20 protein-coding genes are annotated in these 18882 nt (G+C 40.2%); 18 read left to right on the top strand and 2 right to left on the bottom strand.

What is annotated here, in order from left to right; translation table 11 throughout:
* Positions 1-4: 4 nt before the first annotated feature.
* Genes secY2 through HMPREF2613_RS06710 form a run of 9 tightly spaced genes read left to right on the top strand, consistent with a single transcriptional unit; the run spans position 5 to position 10396 of the window.
* The gene (secY2, locus tag HMPREF2613_RS06750; RefSeq protein WP_080976012.1) at positions 5-1222 is read left to right on the top strand and encodes an accessory Sec system protein translocase subunit SecY2; all 1218 of its coding nucleotides are present in this window, start codon (positions 5-7) and stop codon (positions 1220-1222) included.
* Positions 1223-1231: 9 nt separating this feature from the next.
* Positions 1232-2812: an accessory Sec system protein Asp1 gene (gene asp1 / locus HMPREF2613_RS06745; RefSeq protein WP_070479815.1), complete on the top strand. Its 1581-nt coding sequence runs from the start codon at positions 1232-1234 to the stop codon at positions 2810-2812.
* Positions 2796-4331, top strand: a complete 1536-nt coding sequence (gene asp2 / locus HMPREF2613_RS06740; protein WP_070479814.1) for an accessory Sec system protein Asp2 — start codon at positions 2796-2798, stop codon at positions 4329-4331. The genes asp1 and asp2 overlap by 17 nt, the downstream gene beginning before the upstream one ends.
* The gene (gene asp3, locus HMPREF2613_RS06735; protein WP_070479813.1) at positions 4328-4768 is read left to right on the top strand and encodes an accessory Sec system protein Asp3; all 441 of its coding nucleotides are present in this window, start codon (positions 4328-4330) and stop codon (positions 4766-4768) included. Before asp2 ends, asp3 begins: the two co-directional genes overlap by 4 nt.
* Positions 4761-7133, top strand: coding sequence for an accessory Sec system translocase SecA2 (gene secA2, locus HMPREF2613_RS06730; protein ID WP_070479812.1), 2373 nt, complete (start codon positions 4761-4763; stop codon positions 7131-7133). Before asp3 ends, secA2 begins: the two co-directional genes overlap by 8 nt.
* Before the next feature lie 11 nt (positions 7134-7144).
* Positions 7145-8656: an accessory Sec system glycosyltransferase GtfA gene (gtfA, locus tag HMPREF2613_RS06725; RefSeq protein ID WP_070479811.1), complete on the top strand. Its 1512-nt coding sequence runs from the start codon at positions 7145-7147 to the stop codon at positions 8654-8656.
* Positions 8649-9986 carry an accessory Sec system glycosylation chaperone GtfB gene (gene gtfB, locus HMPREF2613_RS06720; RefSeq protein ID WP_070479810.1) on the top strand — a complete coding sequence of 446 codons (1338 nt, stop codon included), beginning with the start codon at positions 8649-8651 and terminating at the stop codon, positions 9984-9986. Before gtfA ends, gtfB begins: the two co-directional genes overlap by 8 nt.
* A gap of 1 nt (position 9987) precedes the next feature.
* Positions 9988-10167, top strand: a complete 180-nt coding sequence (gene asp4 / locus HMPREF2613_RS06715; protein ID WP_070479809.1) for an accessory Sec system protein Asp4 — start codon at positions 9988-9990, stop codon at positions 10165-10167.
* A 4-nt stretch (positions 10168-10171) separates the two neighbouring features.
* Positions 10172-10396 carry an accessory Sec system protein Asp5 gene (locus HMPREF2613_RS06710; protein ID WP_033689239.1) on the top strand — a complete coding sequence of 75 codons (225 nt, stop codon included), beginning with the start codon at positions 10172-10174 and terminating at the stop codon, positions 10394-10396.
* 200 nt (positions 10397-10596) lie between these two features.
* Here HMPREF2613_RS06710 and HMPREF2613_RS06705 read toward each other — a convergent pair whose 3' ends face one another.
* Both HMPREF2613_RS06705 and sstT read right to left on the bottom strand, forming a co-directional pair.
* Positions 10597-11550 (bottom strand): aromatic acid exporter family protein, encoded by a 954-nt coding sequence (locus HMPREF2613_RS06705; RefSeq protein ID WP_070479808.1) that lies wholly within the window; start codon positions 11548-11550, stop codon positions 10597-10599.
* A gap of 66 nt (positions 11551-11616) precedes the next feature.
* The gene (gene sstT / locus HMPREF2613_RS06700; RefSeq protein WP_070479807.1) at positions 11617-12822 is read right to left on the bottom strand and encodes a serine/threonine transporter SstT; all 1206 of its coding nucleotides are present in this window, start codon (positions 12820-12822) and stop codon (positions 11617-11619) included.
* Positions 12823-12973: 151 nt separating this feature from the next.
* Here sstT and HMPREF2613_RS06695 point away from each other — a divergent pair, with 151 nt between their 5' ends.
* The 9 genes from HMPREF2613_RS06695 to rsfS all read left to right on the top strand — a co-directional run bounded on the left by HMPREF2613_RS06695 (position 12974) and on the right by rsfS (position 18842).
* Positions 12974-13540: a mechanosensitive ion channel family protein gene (locus HMPREF2613_RS06695; RefSeq protein WP_070479806.1), complete on the top strand. Its 567-nt coding sequence runs from the start codon at positions 12974-12976 to the stop codon at positions 13538-13540.
* Positions 13541-13618: 78 nt separating this feature from the next.
* Positions 13619-14524, top strand: coding sequence for a magnesium transporter CorA family protein (locus tag HMPREF2613_RS06690; RefSeq protein ID WP_070479805.1), 906 nt, complete (start codon positions 13619-13621; stop codon positions 14522-14524).
* 16 nt (positions 14525-14540) lie between these two features.
* The gene (locus HMPREF2613_RS06685; RefSeq protein WP_070479804.1) at positions 14541-15068 is read left to right on the top strand and encodes a YqeG family HAD IIIA-type phosphatase; all 528 of its coding nucleotides are present in this window, start codon (positions 14541-14543) and stop codon (positions 15066-15068) included.
* 2 nt (positions 15069-15070) lie between these two features.
* The gene (gene yqeH, locus HMPREF2613_RS06680) at positions 15071-16177 is read left to right on the top strand and encodes a ribosome biogenesis GTPase YqeH (RefSeq protein WP_070479803.1); all 1107 of its coding nucleotides are present in this window, start codon (positions 15071-15073) and stop codon (positions 16175-16177) included.
* A 212-nt stretch (positions 16178-16389) separates the two neighbouring features.
* On the top strand, positions 16390-16701 hold the full coding sequence (gene yhbY / locus HMPREF2613_RS06675) for a ribosome assembly RNA-binding protein YhbY (protein ID WP_000060171.1): 312 nt from the start codon (positions 16390-16392) through the stop codon (positions 16699-16701).
* Positions 16702-16752: 51 nt separating this feature from the next.
* Positions 16753-17382, top strand: coding sequence for a nicotinate-nucleotide adenylyltransferase (locus tag HMPREF2613_RS06670; RefSeq protein WP_070479802.1), 630 nt, complete (start codon positions 16753-16755; stop codon positions 17380-17382).
* Positions 17382-17975, top strand: coding sequence for a bis(5'-nucleosyl)-tetraphosphatase (symmetrical) YqeK (gene yqeK / locus HMPREF2613_RS06665; protein ID WP_070479801.1), 594 nt, complete (start codon positions 17382-17384; stop codon positions 17973-17975). The genes HMPREF2613_RS06670 and yqeK overlap by 1 nt, the downstream gene beginning before the upstream one ends.
* Positions 17976-18476 carry a cysteine hydrolase family protein gene (locus tag HMPREF2613_RS06660; RefSeq protein ID WP_004255420.1) on the top strand — a complete coding sequence of 167 codons (501 nt, stop codon included), beginning with the start codon at positions 17976-17978 and terminating at the stop codon, positions 18474-18476. It begins immediately after the preceding gene.
* Positions 18477-18488: 12 nt separating this feature from the next.
* Positions 18489-18842: a ribosome silencing factor gene (gene rsfS, locus HMPREF2613_RS06655; protein ID WP_004255425.1), complete on the top strand. Its 354-nt coding sequence runs from the start codon at positions 18489-18491 to the stop codon at positions 18840-18842.
* The last annotated feature ends 40 nt before the right edge of the window (positions 18843-18882 follow it).

Here is an 18882-nt window from a genome sequence, read left to right as displayed (position 1 = left end):
AGTTTTGAAAAACTTTTTTTCATCTGTTGTATTAAAAAAAGGATTTATGACGATTTTTTTTATTCTTATTTATATTGTAGGAAGCAGACTGACATTACCTTTTGTTGACCTAAATAGTAAAGATTTTTTAGGAGGTTCAACAGCCTATCTAGCCTTCTCAGCCGCCCTTACAGGTGGGAACCTAAGAAGTTTATCGCTTTTTTCTATAGGATTATCACCTTGGATGTCCGCGATGATTTTATGGCAGATGTTTTCTTTTTCGAAAAAGTTAGGCTTGAATTCTACAGCGATTGAAATTCAAGATCGTCGAAAAATGTATCTGACCTTGCTGATTGCTGTTATTCAATCTTTGGCCATTTCTCTAAGTTTACCGATACAAGCATCCTATTCTTCGGTCTTGGTTATACTTATAAATACCTTATTACTAATAGCGGGGACCTTTTTTCTGGTGTGGTTGTCAGATTTGAATGCCAGTATGGGGGTAGGGGGATCCATTGTCATTCTCTTATCTAGTATTATCATCAATATTCCCCAGGATGTTATTGAAACTTTTAAACTGGTTCATATCCCAACAGGGATTGTTGTCTTGCTTATTTTTATGACCATTATATTTTCTTACTTGCTTTCCATTATGTATCGTGCGCGTTATCTAGTGCCAGTCAATAAGATAGGACTTCACAATCGTTTTAAACGCTATTCTTATCTCGAAATCATGTTGAATCCTGCAGGTGGAATGCCTTATATGTATGTGATGAGTTTTCTTAGTGTACCAACTTATCTATTCATCTTATTAGGCTTTCTTTTCCCCGACGCTTCAGGACTGACGAGATTATCTAAGGAATTTATGATTGGAAAACCTTTGTGGGTCTATGTTTATATTTCGGTCTTATTTTTATTTAGTATCATTTTTGCATTTGTGACAATGAATGGTGAAGAGATTGCAGATCGCATGAAAAAATCTGGAGAATACATTTATGGAATTTATCCAGGCGAGGACACTAGTCGATTTATTAATCGATTGGTCCTTCGTTTCTCAGTCATAGGTGGTCTCTTTAATGTGATTATGGCAGGTGGTCCCATGCTTTTTGTTTTGTATGATGAAAAGTTATTACGATTGGCAATGATTCCAGGCTTGTTCTTGATGTTTGGGGGCATGATTTTTACGATTAGAGACGAGTTCAAGGCTTTAAGGTTAAATGAAACCTATAAACCCTTGATTTAGGAGACTTTTATGTATTATTTTATTCCAGCTTGGTATGGTTCAGAAAGAACATGGCATGCAACTATCACTCCATGGTATTTTTCTCATTTTCGTCTAGAGTTTGATGATACCTTTCATCAGATTCGACTCCTTCAAAGGCAAGATATAGATTCTCGTCTATTAGTATTAGCTTACCAGCCTCATCTACGTTATTTTTTACATAGACATGGTGTGTTAGAAACGGATACTTATTCCGTTTTTGATGTTATGCAAGATTTTCATAATCTCCATACTCAAGTGTTAAGCATTAGAGATATTGAGTGGGATGATGACTGTGAATTTATTTATAGTCCCTTTACGATTATCGTTCAAAAAAATGGGAAGAAATTTGCTAAGGTTGAACATGGGGTTGAAGGTTTCATCAGTGATATACAGTATTTTGAACCGAATGGTCAAATACATATGCACTATATCATGGATGATCGTGGATTTGTATCGAGCGTTATCTTTTTTGAAGATGGGCAAGCGGCCTATCAAGAATATTTGAATCCCAAGGGAGTGTGGCAATTTAGAGAGCGTTTAAAAGAAGGCGGGCGGGTAGAAGTCAATCCAATTTTTGGTTATCGCTTTAAAGCGCTCATCTATCAAGACATGGGAGATTTGGTGACAGAATTTTTTGAGAATTATCTGCAAAAATATGTGAAGTATCAGGATATTTTTATGCTTCCTTCTCATCCTCACCATGACCAGCTGGTCTTAGACCGTTTACCTAGAAAAAATCCTAAACTTTTGAGTCTTTTCATTGGACGTAATCCTCAAGATACCTTTAGGGATTTAGATTTAACTTTTGAAAAATCAGATTTGATTTTGGTGGATAGAGAGGATAGTTTACGATTGTTGCAGGAGTTGTATCCTGAACGAATGCATCAATTTTATCATTTATCATCATTTGACACCCGATTACGATTGGGGAGAAGTCAAACTAAGAAAGAATCCATCATATATTATCAACTGAATTTTGAGCAGGGAATTGATAATCAAGCTCTACTTCAAGTCTTGGCCTTTGTCGCTGAAAATAAAGATACTGAGGTGATTTTTGGAGCCTTTGCTGCTAGTCAGGAGCAAATGAATGAGGTTGAAAGGATTGTTGAGTCTTTCATCCAAGAAAACATTCAATACGAAAGTCTAGGAAAGGCGATTGATTATGGTGATGCAGAAAATCCTCTGGAAGAAAATCAACACCAGGACTTACGCATACAGTTTGTCAATTTGAATGATGAGTTAGATTTGATAAAAACACTAGAATTTGTCCGTTTGATTGTGGATTTAAATAGACAGCCTCATCTCTACACACAGATAGCTGGTATTAGTGCAGGAATTCCTCAAATCAATCTAGTTGAAACCGTCTATGTTGAACATTTAAAAAATGGTTATTTGCTGACAGATGTGACAGAATTTTCTAAGGCTGCACATTATTACACAGATAGGTTGAAAGAGTGGAATGAGTCCTTGATTTATTCGATTGATAAGATTAAGGAGCACACTGGACAACAATTTATTGAAAAGTTAAAAAAATGGACAGAGGGGGCTCGACATGTCAAAAGGTCTTAAAATTTTACAAATAGGACTTGATAACTGGTCTCATCAATATGAAATCCCAGAAAATATGGACTGGTATTTTGTTTGCCCTCGGTCCTCCAAGGCATTGCGCAAGATGATCGAGATAGATACTATCAGTCGTTTTCAAGCTGTTTTGATTGAAGATGGTAACTCTTTAACAGATGTCCTTGAGTTTACCGATTTTTTCGAACCTCATAGTCTTTTTTATAATCAGGATTTTAAGACGACAGATCCCCTTCTTTTAGATATATTAAAAAAACAATGTGCACAGCCCGTAGATTTTTCGGATCCGCAGGCTTTATTGCAGGACCTATCAACTTCTCTTTTTAGTGGGGGATATGGGGATAAACTATTTCCGTCAAATATTCAAATTCATTCTTCTTTTGAAGGCTCTATATCTTATCAAGGATTGGAGCATGTAATGATAGAAGGTGATTTTGGAACGAACTTTCATCAATTGGCCTGTTGGTCTCATAATTTTATGGTTTATAAAAATTTGCCTATAGAATTATGGCTAGAGTATGAAAAACAGGGGAATTGTGAGTTTAGGTTTATAGTCCGAAAGATAATTGAAGGGAATATAGACCATTTTTTTGAAGAAGAAGTTTATACTGAAGCAGATTTGGAAAAAGCTATCGTTATAGATAGTATAGATACTAATTTTTTGATATTTTTATCTGTTGAAGCAAGAGGTCGTGGAACTATCAAACTAGGTAATCTTCACCAACGTTGGAGTCGAAAACAATTTGGTAAGTTTGTGCTTGGTGGGAATATCCTACATGATTCCAAACGTGATGAAATAAACTATTTCTTCCATCCAGGTGATTTTAAGCCTCCTTTAGCTGTCTATTTTTCCGGTTATCGACCTGCAGAAGGATTCGAGGGCTACTTTATGATGAAAACCCTAGGATGTCCCTTCATTTTATTTTCTGATCCACGTTTAGAAGGGGGAGCTTTTTATCTAGGAACAGATGAGCTAGAGGGAAAGGTCAAAGAGACGATTGCTCACTATCTTGATTATTTAGGCTTTGATCGAAAGGATTTGATTTTATCAGGTCTTTCTATGGGAACGTTTCCGGCTCTCTATTATGGTGCTTCTTTTGAACCTCATGCCATCATAGTCGGTAAGCCCTTGGCTAATTTAGGAACCATAGCTAGCCGTGGACGTTTGGACGCACCGGGTGTCTCTAACTTGGCTTTTGATTGTTTAATTCACCATACAGGTGGGAGAAGTTCGCAAGATATGACGGAGTTGGATCAGCGTTTTTGGAAAATATTTAAACAAGCAAATTTTTCAAAGACAACCTTTGGTTTGTCCTATATGAAAGATGAAGAAATGGATCCTCAGGCTTATGAGAATCTAGTTACTTATTTATGTAATACAGGTGCCAAGATTTTATCTAAAGGAACTGCTGGACGACACAATGATGATACAGATACCAATATTGCTTGGTTTCTTCACTTTTATCGAATGGTACTAGCAAGTGATTTTGGAAGGGAGAAAGAATGATTATTACACAGACACAGTCTATTCATTGGGGAGAAGTTGGCGGGACTTATATGTACGGGTCAACTGTATCTTATTACCCTGACAAAAGTGTCCGTCTGTATAATCCTCTATTGCCATCTGGTGAAATTCTCAAGACTTGGTTTTCTAGTGTCAATTACCAGGCTGCACGGACTCAGCCCCAGCTTCCCTTACTAAAAAGAAATCAGGAGTATCAACTATCACTAGTTTTTGATTGTCAGCCTGAAAATGGAGTTTATACCAAGATAACTTTTTTTGACCGCTATGGTGATATTTTAGAAGAAAAGGTAGAAAAAGTGAAAGATTTCATATTTACTTATCCAGAAGATAGTTATACTTATCAAGTTTCTCTTTTAAGTGCTGGTTTTGAATCCATAACTTTTTATCATTTTTCTATCAAGGAGATCAGAAGTGTTTAGACGTTTAGGTCAAGATTTCCAGCTTAGAAAAGTGAAAAAGATTTTAAAGAGGATTAATAGTTTAAAAGACAAGATGTCCTCTCTTTCGGATCAAGAATTAGTCGCTAAAACAGTGGAGTTTCGTCAGCGTCTTTCCAAAGGAGAAAGTCTAGATGACCTTTTAGTAGAAGCTTTTGCAGTGGTGCGTGAAGCGGACAAACGGATTTTAGGGATGTTCCCCTATGATGTTCAGGTCATGGGAGCTATTATCATGCACTACGGAAATGTTGCCGAGATGAACACTGGTGAAGGGAAAACCCTAACAGCCACCATGCCGGTCTATTTGAACGCTCTTTCAGGAGAAGGTGTGATGGTTGTTACGCCAAATGAGTATTTATCAAAACGTGATGCAGAGGAAATGGGCCAAGTTTATCGTTTCTTAGGCTTGACAATTGGGGTGCCATTTACAGGGGATTCAAAGAAGGAAATGAAAGCTAAAGAAAAGAAGCTTATTTATGCTTTGGATATCATTTACACAACCAATAGTAATTTAGGTTTTGATTACCTAAATGATAATCTGGCTTCGAATGAAGAAGGTAAGTTTTTGCGACCTTTTAACTATGTCATCATTGATGAAATTGATGATATCTTGCTTGATAGTGCACAAACTCCTTTGATTATTGCGGGTTCTCCCCGTGTTCAGTCTAATTACTATGGGATCATTGAAACACTGGTGACAACGCTGGTCGAGGGAGAAGATTATATTTTCAAAGAGGAGAAGGAGGAGGTCTGGCTTACTACTAAGGGGGCCAAGTCTGCTGAAAGTTTCCTAGGAATTGACAACTTATATAAGGAAGAACATGCGTCCTTTGCTCGTCATTTAGTTTATGCGATTCGAGCCCATAAACTTTATACTAAAGACAAGGACTATATCATTCGTGGAAATGAGATGGTATTGGTGGATAAGGGGACTGGCCGTTTAATGGAAATGACCAAACTACAGGGAGGTCTTCATCAGGCCATTGAAGCCAAAGAACATGTGAAGTTATCTCCTGAAACGAGAGCCATGGCTTCCATCACCTATCAGAGTCTCTTTAAGATGTTTAAAAAAGTATCTGGGATGACGGGGACAGGAAAGGTAGCAGAAAAAGAATTTCTTGAGACTTATAATATGGCCGTTATTCGGATTCCAACCAATCGTCCTAAGCAACGAATTGATTATCCCGATAATCTCTATGTGACTTTACCAGAGAAAGTTTATGCGTCTTTGGAATACATCAAAGAGTATCATGCTAAGGGGAATCCCTTACTGGTTTTTGTAGGTTCAGTTGAAATGTCTCAGCTTTATTCATCGCTCTTGCTTCGTGAGGGAATAGCTCATAATGTCCTCAATGCTAATAATGCTGCGCGTGAGGCCCAAATTATCGCAGAATCAGGCCAGATGGGGGCCGTAACAGTTGCAACATCTATGGCAGGACGCGGTACCGATATCAAACTTGGTAAGGGAGTCGCTGAACTTGGTGGCTTGATTGTCATTGGAACAGAGCGGATGGAAAGTCAGCGGATCGACCTTCAAATCCGTGGCCGCTCTGGTCGTCAAGGAGATCCAGGTATGAGTAAGTTTTTTGTATCACTGGAAGATGATGTTATCAAGAAATTTGGTCCATCTTGGGTTCATAAGAGGTATAAAGATTATCAAGTTCAAGATATGACGCAACCAGAAATTCTCAAAGGTCGTAAGTATCGTAACCTGGTCGAAAGGGCTCAGCATGCCAGTGATAGTGCTGGACGTTCGGCACGCCGTCAGACTCTAGAATATGCTGAAAGTATGAATATTCAACGGGATATGATTTACAAGGAACGCAATCGTCTAATAGATGGTTCTCGTGACTTAGAAGATGTAGTTTTGGATATCATCGAGAGATATACAGAAGCGGTAGCGGCTGAACACTATGCCAGTCGTGAATTACTGTTTCACTTTATTGTTACCAATATCAGTTTCCATGTAAAGGAGATTCCAGATAATCTAGACCTATCTAATCAGAAACAAGTCCGCAACTTTATTCAACAAGTTGTGAATAGAGAACTCTCTGAAAAGAAGGAATTACTGGAGAAACACGACTTGTATGAACAGTTTTTACGACTCTCCATGCTCAAGGCTATTGATGACAACTGGGTAGAGCAGGTAGACTATCTACAACAGTTATCTATGGCTATAGGTGGTCAGTCTGCTAGTCAGAAAAACCCGATTGTAGAGTATTATCAAGAAGCCTACGCGGGATTTGAAGCTATGAAAGAACAAATCCGTGCGGATATGGTTCGTAATCTCCTGATGGGCTTGGTTGAAGTCACTTCTAAGGGTGAGATTATGACTCATTTTCCATAAGAGGAGAAAATATGACAATTTATAATATAAATTTAGGACTTGGATGGGCTAGTAGCGGTGTTGAATACGCCCAAGCCTACCGTGCTGGTGTTTTTCGGAAATTAAATCTGTCCTCTAAGTTTATCTTTACAGATATGATTTTAGCGGATAACATTCAGCACTTAACAGCCAATATTGGTTTTGATGATGAGCAAGTTATCTGGCTTTATAATCACTTTACAGATATCAAGATTGCACCGACTAGCGTGACGGTTGAGGATGTTTTGTCTAAGTTTGACGGTGTTGAAAGTCGTAGAGAAAAGAATGGCAAGGTTTTGCGTATCTTCTTTTCTGACCAAGATAAGTTTGTTACCTGTTATTTGGTTGATGAGAACAAGGACTTGGTCCAACATGCCGAGTATGTTTTTAAGGGGAATTTGATTCGGAAGGATTACTTTTCTTATACGCGCTATTGTAGCGAATACTTTGCTCCAAAGGACAATGTTGCAGTCCTATATCAACGAACTTTTTACAATGAAGATGGGACTCCAGCCTATGATATCTTGATGAATCAAGGGAAGGAAGAAGTTTATCGTTTCAAGGATAAGATTTTCTATGGTAAGCCAGCTTTCATGCGAGCCTTTATGAAATCCTTGAATTTGAACAAGTCTGATTTGGTCATTCTGGATAGGGAGACAGGCATTGGACAGGTTGTTTTTGAGGAAGCACAAGCAGCGTATTTAGCGGTAGTTGTTCATGCGGAGCATTATAGTGAAAATGCTACAAATGAGGATTACATCCTCTGGAACAACTATTATGATTATCAGTTTACCAATGCGGATAAGGTTGACTTCTTTATCGTATCAACTGATAGACAAAAGGAAGTGTTGCAAGAGCAATTTGCCAAATACACCCAGCACCAACCAAAGGTTATTACCATTCCTGTAGGAAGTATTGATTCCTTGACCGAGTCAAGTCAAGGACGTAAGCCTTTTTCATTGATTACTGCTTCACGTCTGGCCAAAGAAAAACACATCGACTGGTTGGTCAAGGAAGTCATTGAGGCTCGTAAGGAAATTCCTGAATTAACCTTTGATATCTATGGTAGCGGTGGAGAGGATTCTCTTCTTCGAGATATTATTGCAACTCATCAGGCTGAGGATTATATCCAACTAAAGGGACATGCAGAACTTTCGCAGATTTATAGCCAGTATGAGGTCTACTTGACGGCATCTACCAGCGAAGGATTTGGTCTGACCCTGATGGAAGCAATTGCTTCAGGCCTCCCTCTTATCGGTTTTGATGTGCCTTATGGCAATCAGACTTTTATAGAGGATGGGAAAAATGGTTATTTGATTCCAAGTTCATCTGACCATGTGGAAGATCAAATCAAGCAAGCTTATGCGACTAAGATTTGTCAATTGTATCAAGAACATCGTTTGGAGGCTATGCGTACCCATTCTTACCAGATTGCAGAAGGCTTCTTAACCGAAGAAATTTTAGAAAAGTGGAAGAAAACAGTAGAGGAGGTGCTCCATGATTGAACTTTATGATCGTTATAGTCAGGAAAGTCGAGATTTACATGAAAGTCTAGTCGCTACTGGTCTTTCTCAACTTGGAGTGGTCATCTATGCAGATGGTTTTCTGCCTGATGGTCTGGTTTCTCCTTTTACCTATTATCTAGGCTATGAAAAGGGAAAACCTCTCTATTTCAACCAAGTCCCTGTTCCAGCTTTTTGGGAAATTTCAGGCAATAATCAGTCTGCTCGTATTGAAGATATGACGCAGGAGAGAGCTCTTATTCATTATGCTGATGGAATGCAGGCTCGCTTGGTAAAACAGGTAGATTGGAAAGACCTGGAAGGTAGAGTCCGTCAGGTTGACCATTACAATCGCTTCGGAGCTTGCTTTGCTACAACAACCTTTAGCGCAGATAGCGAGCCAATTATGACAGTTTACCAAAATGGCAATGGTCAGGAAGTTTTACTTGAAAACCATGTGACGGGTGATATATTATTGACCTTACCTAGTCAGTCCATGCGTTACTTTGCAAATAAGGTTGAATTTATCACCTTCTTTTTGCAAGATTTGGAAATCGATACCAGTCAGCTTATTTTTAATACTCTAGCGACACCTTTCTTAGTTTCCTTCCATCATCCAGATAAGTCTGGATCAGATGTTTTGGTTTGGCAGGAACCTCTCTATGACACCATTCCAGGCAATATGCAGTTGATTTTGGAAAGCGCTGATGTGCGTACTAAGAAGATTATCATTCCAAACAAAGCGACTTATGAGCGTGCTTTAGAGTTGACCGATGAGAAATACCATGATCAGTTTGTGCACTTGGGTTACCATTATCAGTTTAAACGGGATAATTTCCTAAGACGAGATGCCTTAATCTTGACTAATTCAGATCAGATTGAGCAAGTGGAAGCAATCGTAGAAGCCTTGCCTGATGTCACTTTCCGCATCGCGGCGGTAACAGAGATGTCTTCTAAGCTCTTAGACATGCTTCGCTATCCTAATGTGGTCCTTTACCAGAATGCTAGTCCACAGAAGATTCAGGAGCTGTATCAACTGTCGGATATTTATTTAGATATCAATCACAGCAATGAGTTGTTGCAGGCGGTGCGTCAGGCCTTTGAGCACAATCTCTTGATTCTTGGATTTAACCAAACGGTACACAATAGACTCTATATCGCTCCGGCTCATCTATTTGAAAGTAGTGAGGTTGCTGCTTTGGTTGAGACCATTAAATTGGCTCTTTCAGATGTTGATCAAATGCGTCAGGCACTTGGCAAACAAGGCCAACATGCCAACTATGTTGACTTGGTACGATATCAGGAAACCATGCAAACTGTTTTAGGAGGCTAACATGTCAGACGAAGACTTATTTTACAAAGACGTTGAAGGTCGCATGGAAGAGTTGAAACAAAAACCTATCAAAAAGGAAAAAGAAACCCGAGGGGAAAAGATTAGTAAAACTTTTTCACTCATCTTGGGTTTAATGATTCTGGTTGGTTTACTCTTTACTTTGCTAGGGATTTTGAGGTAGGCCTATGACTGATATTCTGATTGTTTTAGCTATTGTCCTCTCTCTTGCTTTGATTGTATTGGTGACCATACAACCCCGTCAAAATCAACTATTTTCCATGGATGCGACCAGTAATATTGGTAAACCAAGCTACTGGCAGAGCAATACCTTGGTCAAGGTTCTTACTTTATTGGTGAGTTTGGCCTTATTCGTTTTACTATTAACCTTTATGGTAATAACTTACAAATAAAAGAAAACTTCAGATATTCACCTTTTGTGATTGGTCTGAAGTTTTATTTTTTACACTCAATGAAAATCAAAGAGCAAATTAGGAAGTTAGCCGAAGGCTGCTCAAAACACCGTTTTGAGGTGTGGATAGAACTGACGAAGTCAGTAACATATATACGGCAAGGTGAAGCTGACGTAGTTTGAAGAGATTTTCGAAGAGTATTACTGTCCATATTTTTTATAAAAATCAACTTTTACTTGGATGAAGGTTTTGGCTTCACGTAGGAGTTGAAGAAGTGTGGCACGGGTTTCAAATTCTTCTCTTGTCTTGGGCAAACTGCGATTACGGAAGACTTTCAGATAACGTTCAATTTCATCTAGCAAATCAGAAGCAGGATTGGTCTGGCTCAGTTGACCAGCAATTTTTGAAAAGAGCTGGGCCAAAATCAGACTCTCACTGGCAGCTAGGTGACAGGTGTTGATTTGCTGGGCCATGTTTCGCAGGATACGACTTTGTCGCTGTCTCATTTCAAAATAGTGGATATGGTAGTCGGTCTGGTGAAAGAGGTGGTCAGAGTGATCTAGATAGACCAGTCTGAGGGCTTCTTCCAAAAGGGTGTCCAATTCTTCAACCAACTGTGCTCGGTTGCGTCCATCCCCTCTGGATAAATAATATTTGAAGCGCTGGAGGATATCTTTTAACTTTTCTTCTACCAATGTGTGGTAATGATGAATTTCCTCTTCTCGTGAAGGCATGTAGAGATTGACAAGTAAGGCAAATCCTGTACCGATTGCAAAGAGAAGGAATTCGTTGACTAGAAGGTCTGGAGAGGTTGTCTCTTGTACCAAGAGGTGGCTAACCAAAACAGTGCTTGGTGTGATGCCAATTTCCCATCCCATCTTGTAGGCTAGAGGCACATAGAGGGCTAGATAGAGGCCAAGGCTCCAGATATGAAATCCGCTCAAGTGAAAAGCCAGAACTCCGATAACCAAAGCTAGAAGCATGGAAAAGAGGCGATTTCGGGCCAGTTTTAAGGTACTTCTACGGGTATCGGATAGGCTCAAGAGGGCGATTATTCCAGCCGAGACAGCTGAGGAGAGATTGAGAAAGTAAGCAAGAAGGCAGGCAAGACAGGTAGCTAAGATGAGCTTGGTCGTACGTTGGCTAATAGACATAAGGATTTCCTAGTAAGTTAGATAAAAGCGGAAAAGACAAGACCTGAGCAGGCTTGCCTTGATGAGTTATTTCTTACGGGCTGCTGCGTATTCGGCAACAGCAGTAAAGAGGACATCTGTAGAAGAGTTGAGGGCTGTTTCGCATGAGTCCTGGATGACCCCAATGACAAATCCAACACCGACAACTTGCATGGCAATATCGTTAGAAATACCGAAAAGGCTACAAGCAACTGGGATAAGAAGGAGGGAACCTCCCGCAATACCAGAAGCACCACAGGCTGAGATAGCTGCTACCACACTGAGGACAAAGGCTGTTGCAAAGTCAACAGGGATTCCAAGAGTATTTACTGCAGCAAGGGTCAAAACGTTAATGGTAATCGCTGCTCCGGCCATGTTGATAGTAGAACCAAGTGGGATAGAAACCGAATAGGTATCTGGATCTAGTCCAAGGTCATGACAAAGTTTCATGTTAACAGGGATGTTGGCTGCAGAACTACGAGTGAAGAAGGCTGTCACACCGCTGACACGCAAACATTTCCAAACGAGGGGATAAGGATTTCTCTTCATAAAGAGGAAGGCAATTAGTGGATTGACTACCAGAGCTACAAAGAACATGGTTGTCACCAAGAGGGCAAGCAAGATTCCATAGTTGGCTAGACTGCCGATTCCCTTATCAGAGATGGTTTTGAAGACAAGACCAAGAATACCAAATGGAGCTAGGTTGATGATCCATTCGACAATCTTAGAAGTCACATCAGCCATGGTTTTAAGCAATTCTTTACTGTTTTTGCTGGCCTCTCTCATAGCAATCCCGAAAATAACTGCCCATGATAGGATACCGATGTAGTTGGCAGTAATAAGGGCATTGACTGGATTGTCAACTAGTTTGAGCAAGAGGTTGCTGAGGACCTGACCTATACCGTCAGGAGGCGTAATCTCTGTATTGGCACTATTCAAGGTAATTTCAATAGGAACGATAAAACTAGCAAAAACCGCTACAAGAGCAGCTGCAAATGTCCCCACTAGATAAAGGAAGATAACGGTTTTCATATTGCTATCTTGTCCTTTTTTATGTTGTGAAAGGGCATTGGCAACGAGAGCAAAGACTAGAATCGGTGCGATGGCTTTGAGGCCACCAACAAAGAGATCTCCGAGCAGGCCAATTCCTGAAATGTTAGGAAGTGTCAGTCCTAGGATACCTCCACAAAGCATACCAATCAAAATTCGTTTGATCAGGCTTGCCTTATTCCAAGCATGAATGATTTTTTTCATAACAATCTCCTTTGTTGTGTAATGTTTATGATTATAGTATAAATATGAGCTAAAATCAAGAATTTTCTGTCTATTTTGGCTATTATTTTTGAATATTTATGGAGATTCATCACTTGTGAAAGTATGGTATAATAAATGAAAGGAGTTTTCTATGCAAGAATTTTTTCAAACCTATCTCAATAAGCTTGATATAACAACGATTATTGAGAATATCTTAACCAAGTTAATTTCTCTGTTATTTCTATTTTTGCTATTCTATATAGCTAAGAAACTACTTCATACCATGGTGCAGAGAATTGTTAAACCTTCTTTAAAAATGTCTCGCCACGATGTCGGGCGTCAGAAAACCATCTCACGTTTATTAGAGAATGTGTTTAATTATACCCTCTATTTCTTTTTACTTTACTGTATCTTGTCTATTTTGGGCTTGCCAGTCTCTAGTTTGCTGGCAGGTGCTGGGATTGCTGGGGTAGCTATTGGGATGGGAGCCCAAGGCTTTCTGTCTGATGTCATCAATGGCTTTTTCATCCTCTTTGAACGTCAACTGGATGTGGGAGATGAGGTTGTTCTGACAAATGGGCCTATTACTGTATCGGGCAAGGTTGTCAGCGTTGGCATTCGAACAACACAACTCCGAGGAGAAGACCAGGTTCTGCACTTTGTTCCCAATCGGAATATAACAGTCGTCAGTAATTTCTCTCGGACAGACCAGGCCTGAAATTTTAGCAGATTTATGGTATAGTAGAAAGAGTTTAATAAAGAGTTTAATAAAGAGTTTAATAAAGGAGAAAAAAAGATGGTTTTAGAAAAGCAGTTGGGCAATGGTTGTATTTGGATAGACCTTGATGTGGATAAGATTAAAAATATGGAAGATCTTTCTGACATCTATGGATTGGACAAGGAAACCATTGAGTATGCTCTGGATAGAAATGAACGAGCTCATATGGATTATAACCGTGAAACGGAGACGGTAACCTTTATTTATAATGTTCTTGATTTAGAAAAAGACAAAGAATATTATGAAGCGATTCCCATGACCTTTATCGTTGAAAACAAACGAATGATTACCATCAGCAACCATAAGAATGCTTATGTCATTGATCAGATGTTAGCTTATCTGGATAGCCATGAGTCGCTTTCTATTTACAAGTTTCTCTTTGCTGGTTTAGAGATTATCAGTAACGCTTATTATCCTGTCATTGAAGAGATGGATAAAAGTAAGGACGAAATTAGTGCCTTGCTACGTCAAACTACAACAAAGAAAAATCTCTTCGCCCTCTCTGACTTGGAGACTGGTATGGTTTACTTGACAGCAGCAGCAAAACAAAATCGACTCCTCTTGGAACATATCCAGGGCCATGCTCTTTATCGGAGATTTAATGATGTCGAACGAGAGCAGTTTGATGATGCCATGATTGAAGCCCATCAGTTGGTGTCTATGACAGACTTGATTTCTCAAGTCTTGCAACAACTCTCAGCTTCTTACAACAACATCCTAAACAATAACTTGAATGATAGTTTGTCAATTTTGACTATTATCTCCGTCTTACTAGCAGTACTTGCGGTTATTACAGGTTTCTTCGGAATGAATGTTCCTCTACCATTTACAGAAGAGCCAAATGCTTGGATTTATATCTTAATGACTAGCTTGATTTTATGGGTGGCCTTATCTCAATGGCTGAAGAAAATTACTAGAAAATAAAAGAAAAGGAGCCAAAATGGTGATTGAAAACTACATGCCAGACTTTGCTGTGGAAGCAGTCTATGATCTGACAGTCCCAAGCCTGCAGGCGCATGGAATCAAGGCTGTTTTGGTCGATTTGGACAATACCCTCATTGCTTGGAACAACCCTGACGGGACGCCAGAGATGAAGCAATGGCTACATGATCTTCGGGACGCGGGCATTCGCATCATTGTGGTATCAAATAACACTAAAAAACGCGTCCAACGAGCAGTTGAAAAATTTGGGATTGATTACGTCTACTGGGCCTTGAAGCCCTTCACATTTGGGATTGACCGTGCCATGAAGGAATTTCACTATGAGAAAAGTGAAGTGGTTATGGTCGGCGACCAGCTCATGACAGATATACGAGCAGCCCACCGTGCAGGCATTCGCTCAATATTGGTCAAACCCTTAGTTCAGCACGACTCAATCAAAACGCAGATTAACCGAGCTCGTGAGCGCCGTGTTATGCAAAAAATCACTGAAAAGTACGGACCGATTACATATAAAAAAGGAATTTAACTATGGAAGAAATTCTCTGTATTGGTTGTGGAGCAACCATTCAGACGACAGACAAGGCTGGACTTGGATTTACCCCCCAGTCGGCACTTGAAAAAGGTTTGGAGACAGGTGAAGTCTATTGCCAACGTTGTTTCCGTCTCCGCCACTACAATGAAATCACTGATGTTCAGTTGACGGATGATGATTTCCTCAAGCTCTTGCATAAGGTGGGAGACAGTGATGCTTTGGTAGTTAATGTCATTGATATCTTTGACTTTAATGGCTCTGTTATCCCAGGTTTGCCACGTTTTGTATCGGGCAATGATGTCCTCTTGGTCGGAAATAAAAAAGATATCCTGCCCAAGTCAGTTAAACCAGGAAAGATTAGCCAGTGGCTCATGGAGCGTGCCCACGAAGAAGGTCTTCGCCCAGTCGATGTCGTCTTAACTTCGGCACAAAACAAGCATGCCATTAAGGAAGTTATTGACAAAATCGAGCACTACCGAAAGGGCCGTGATGTCTATGTGGTCGGTGTGACCAACGTTGGAAAATCAACTCTTATCAATGCTATTATCCAAGAAATCACGGGTAACCAGAATGTCATTACGACTTCACGTTTCCCAGGAACAACCTTGGACAAGATTGAGATTCCGCTTGACGACGGATCTTATATCTACGATACACCGGGGATTATCCACCGTCACCAGATGGCTCACTACTTGACGGCCAAAAACCTCAAGTATGTCAGTCCTAAAAAGGAAATCAAGCCTAAAACCTATCAGCTCAATCCTGAACAAACCCTGTTTTTAGGAGGTCTCGGACGCTTTGACTTTATTGCAGGTGAGAAGCAAGGTTTCACAGCCTTTTTTGACAACGAACTCAAATTGCACCGTACCAAGCTTGAAGGCGCTAGTGCTTTCTACGATAAGCACGTCGGAACCCTTCTGACACCACCAAATAGCAAGGAAAAAGAAGATTTTCCAAAACTAGTTCAGCATGTATTTAACATTAAGGAAAAGACAGACCTAGTCATCTCAGGCCTAGGCTGGATCCGCGTAACAGGCACCGCCAAAGTCGCCGTCTGGGCACCAGAAGGCGTCGCAGTCGTCACGCGAAAAGCAATTATTTAAAACAAAATCGCTGAGCGAACAAAGTGAGCTCATATAGCGATAGTTATTGCCGTGGTGTCTTGCCAATCGTTAGATTGGTAAGGGGCACAATTGAGACCTAGGCTCAATTGTGAGGTCAGGAAATCCATTTTTCAAAGATGAAATCTTTGAAAAATTAGTTCCGACCGTCCCTCACCACCTAAAATAACTATCAAAAAAACAAGGAAGAAATTATGTCATTAACATCAAAACAACGTGCCTTCCTCAACAGCCAGGCACACACCCTCAAACCCATCATCCAAATCGGGAAAAATGGACTTAACGACCAAATCAAAACCAGCGTCCGTCAAGCTCTTGATGCCCGCGAATTGATTAAAGTAACGCTTTTGCAAAACACCGATGAAAATATCCATGAAGTAGCTGAAATTTTGGAAGAAGAAATCGGTGTGGACACAGTCCAAAAAATCGGACGCATCTTGATTTTGTATAAACAATCTAGCAAGAAAGAGAATCGCAAGATTTCTAAAAAAGTCAAAGAAATCTAAAAAAACTACTCCAAACAACTGTTTTTACAGAGAAATAAAGGAGACTAGCCTATGGCAATCGAACTATTGACTCCCTTTACCAAGGTAGAGTTGGAGCCAGAAATCAAGGAGAAAAAACGTAAACAAGTCGGGATTTTAGGGGGGAATTTTAACCCTGTTCACAATGCCCATCTGATTGTTGCGGATCAAGTGCGCCAGCAGTTGGGACTAGATCAAGTTCTGCTCATACCTGAATACCAACCTCCTCATGTAGATAAAAAGGAAACCATCCCTGAACACCATCGTCTCAAGATGCTTGAGTTGGCGATTGAGGGGATTGAAGGTCTGGACATTGAAACTATTGAGTTGGAGCGCAAGGGCATTTCCTATACCTACGACACTATGAAGATTTTAACAGAGAAGAATCAAGATACGGATTATTACTTTATCATCGGTGCTGACATGGTGGACTATCTGCCTAAGTGGTACCGAATTGATGAACTGGTTGACATGGTTCAGTTTGTGGGGGTTCAGCGCCCACGCTACAAGGCAGGAACTTCCTATCCAGTTATCTGGGTGGATGTGCCTCTCATGGATATCTCGTCCAGCATGGTGCGTGACTTCATTGCCCAAGGTCGGAAACCCAACTTTCTCCTACCTCAGCCTGTGCTAGACTACATCGAGAAGGAGGGGCTCTACTGATGGCCTATCAAGACTATATCAACTGCTCCCGTGAGGTTTTGTTGGAAAAAATGGCAGAGCTTCTGCCTGAAAAACGCTTAACCCATTGCTTGGGTGTGGAGCGTGCAGCCATAGAACTGGCTCAGCGCTTTGGAGTCGATGCCGAGAAAGCAGGACTAGCAGGCCTTCTTCATGACTACGCTAAAAAGCTGTCAGATCAGGAATTTCTAGACCTGATTGACCGTTATCAGCTGGATCCTGATCTCAAAAACTGGGGCAATAATGTCTGGCATGGCATGGTTGGCATCTACAAGATTCAGGAAGATTTGGATTTGCATGATTCAGAAATCCTGCGAGCCATTGAAATCCATACAGTCGGTGCTGGTCAGATGACAGACCTAGATAAAGTCATCTACGTCGCAGACTATATCGAGCACAATCGTGCCTTTCCAGGAGTAGATGTGGCACGTGAGATTGCAAGTTTATCGCTTAATAAGGCGGTGGCCTACGAAACAGCTCGTACCGTGGAGCATCTAGCTCATCAGGGATTCTCTATCTATCCCCAAACCCTTGAAACCTATAACGCCTTTGTGCACTATTTGAAAGAGGACTAAATGAAGACGGCTTTTATAATCATTGATGTTCAGAATATTTTAGTGGAAACTGGTTTTCAGACAAATAGTCTATTGGAAAAAATTTCTTATTTACAAAACCAGGCTAGAAGCAAGAATATTGAAATTGTCTATGTTCAACATATTGAGAACGCTGAAGCTCAAACATCAGAAGATTGGCAGTTATCTGAGCTTTTAAGTCGAAAACCTAATGAAAAGGTCTTTCAGAAGAAGTATAACAGTATTTTCAAAGAAACTGGTTTAAAAGAATACTTGGATAAACAGGGGATTGAAAAATTAGTTTTATGTGGTATGCAGACAGAATATTGTGTGGATACCTCTGTCAAGGTTGCCTTTGAATATGGCTATCAGCTTATTATTCCAGAAGGAACTTGCACAACGTTTGATGGGAAAGACATTCCAGCAGAAACGATAAATGAATTTTATGAGGGCATTTGGGAGGGGCGCTTTGCAGATGTCCTAGATTACAAGCATATTTTCTAGAAAGAGGACTAAATGAACGAAAAAGAATTACTAGAACTAGTCGTGAAAGCGGCTGATGAGAAACGTGCGGAGGATATCCTCGCACTTGATGTCCAAGATTTGACTAGCGTGACTGACTACTTTGTTATTACTAGTTCAATGAATAGCCGTCAGTTGGACGCTATCGCTGATAATATCCGTGAAAAAGTAGCCGATGCAGGCTTTAAAGGCAGTCATGTCGAAGGAGATGCAGCTGGAGGTTGGGTCCTACTAGACCTCGGCTCTGTTGTCGTGCATGTCTTTTCAGAAGAAATGCGTGCCCACTATAACTTAGAAAAGCTATGGCATGAGGCGGAGTCAGTAGATATTTCAGAAGCTCTTGCTTAGAAGACGAACTCAGTTGTAGCCAACTGGGTTTCTTTGCTTA

Source organism: Streptococcus sp. HMSC070B10 (assembly GCF_001808665.1).
Taxonomy (GTDB): Bacteria; Bacillota; Bacilli; order Lactobacillales; family Streptococcaceae; genus Streptococcus.
Note: the sequence above shows the minus strand (reverse complement) of the source record. Positions and strands in the feature narration are given on the sequence as shown.

Coding starts and splice junctions, on each gene's coding strand:
- asp1 (WP_070479815.1), top strand. CDS start 1,232: ATGTATTATTTTATTCCAGCTTGGTATGGTTCAGAAAGAACATGGCAT.
- asp2 (WP_070479814.1), top strand. CDS start 2,796: ATGTCAAAAGGTCTTAAAATTTTACAAATAGGACTTGATAACTGGTCT.
- asp3 (WP_070479813.1), top strand. CDS start 4,328: ATGATTATTACACAGACACAGTCTATTCATTGGGGAGAAGTTGGCGGG.
- gtfA (WP_070479811.1), top strand. CDS start 7,145: ATGACAATTTATAATATAAATTTAGGACTTGGATGGGCTAGTAGCGGT.
- gtfB (WP_070479810.1), top strand. CDS start 8,649: ATGATTGAACTTTATGATCGTTATAGTCAGGAAAGTCGAGATTTACAT.
- asp4 (WP_070479809.1), top strand. CDS start 9,988: ATGTCAGACGAAGACTTATTTTACAAAGACGTTGAAGGTCGCATGGAA.
- HMPREF2613_RS06710 (WP_033689239.1), top strand. CDS start 10,172: ATGACTGATATTCTGATTGTTTTAGCTATTGTCCTCTCTCTTGCTTTG.
- HMPREF2613_RS06705 (WP_070479808.1), bottom strand. CDS start 11,550: ATGTCTATTAGCCAACGTACGACCAAGCTCATCTTAGCTACCTGTCTT.
- sstT (WP_070479807.1), bottom strand. CDS start 12,822: ATGAAAAAAATCATTCATGCTTGGAATAAGGCAAGCCTGATCAAACGA.
- HMPREF2613_RS06695 (WP_070479806.1), top strand. CDS start 12,974: ATGCAAGAATTTTTTCAAACCTATCTCAATAAGCTTGATATAACAACG.
- HMPREF2613_RS06690 (WP_070479805.1), top strand. CDS start 13,619: ATGGTTTTAGAAAAGCAGTTGGGCAATGGTTGTATTTGGATAGACCTT.
- HMPREF2613_RS06685 (WP_070479804.1), top strand. CDS start 14,541: ATGGTGATTGAAAACTACATGCCAGACTTTGCTGTGGAAGCAGTCTAT.
- yqeH (WP_070479803.1), top strand. CDS start 15,071: ATGGAAGAAATTCTCTGTATTGGTTGTGGAGCAACCATTCAGACGACA.
- yhbY (WP_000060171.1), top strand. CDS start 16,390: ATGTCATTAACATCAAAACAACGTGCCTTCCTCAACAGCCAGGCACAC.
- HMPREF2613_RS06670 (WP_070479802.1), top strand. CDS start 16,753: ATGGCAATCGAACTATTGACTCCCTTTACCAAGGTAGAGTTGGAGCCA.
- yqeK (WP_070479801.1), top strand. CDS start 17,382: ATGGCCTATCAAGACTATATCAACTGCTCCCGTGAGGTTTTGTTGGAA.
- HMPREF2613_RS06660 (WP_004255420.1), top strand. CDS start 17,976: ATGAAGACGGCTTTTATAATCATTGATGTTCAGAATATTTTAGTGGAA.
- rsfS (WP_004255425.1), top strand. CDS start 18,489: ATGAACGAAAAAGAATTACTAGAACTAGTCGTGAAAGCGGCTGATGAG.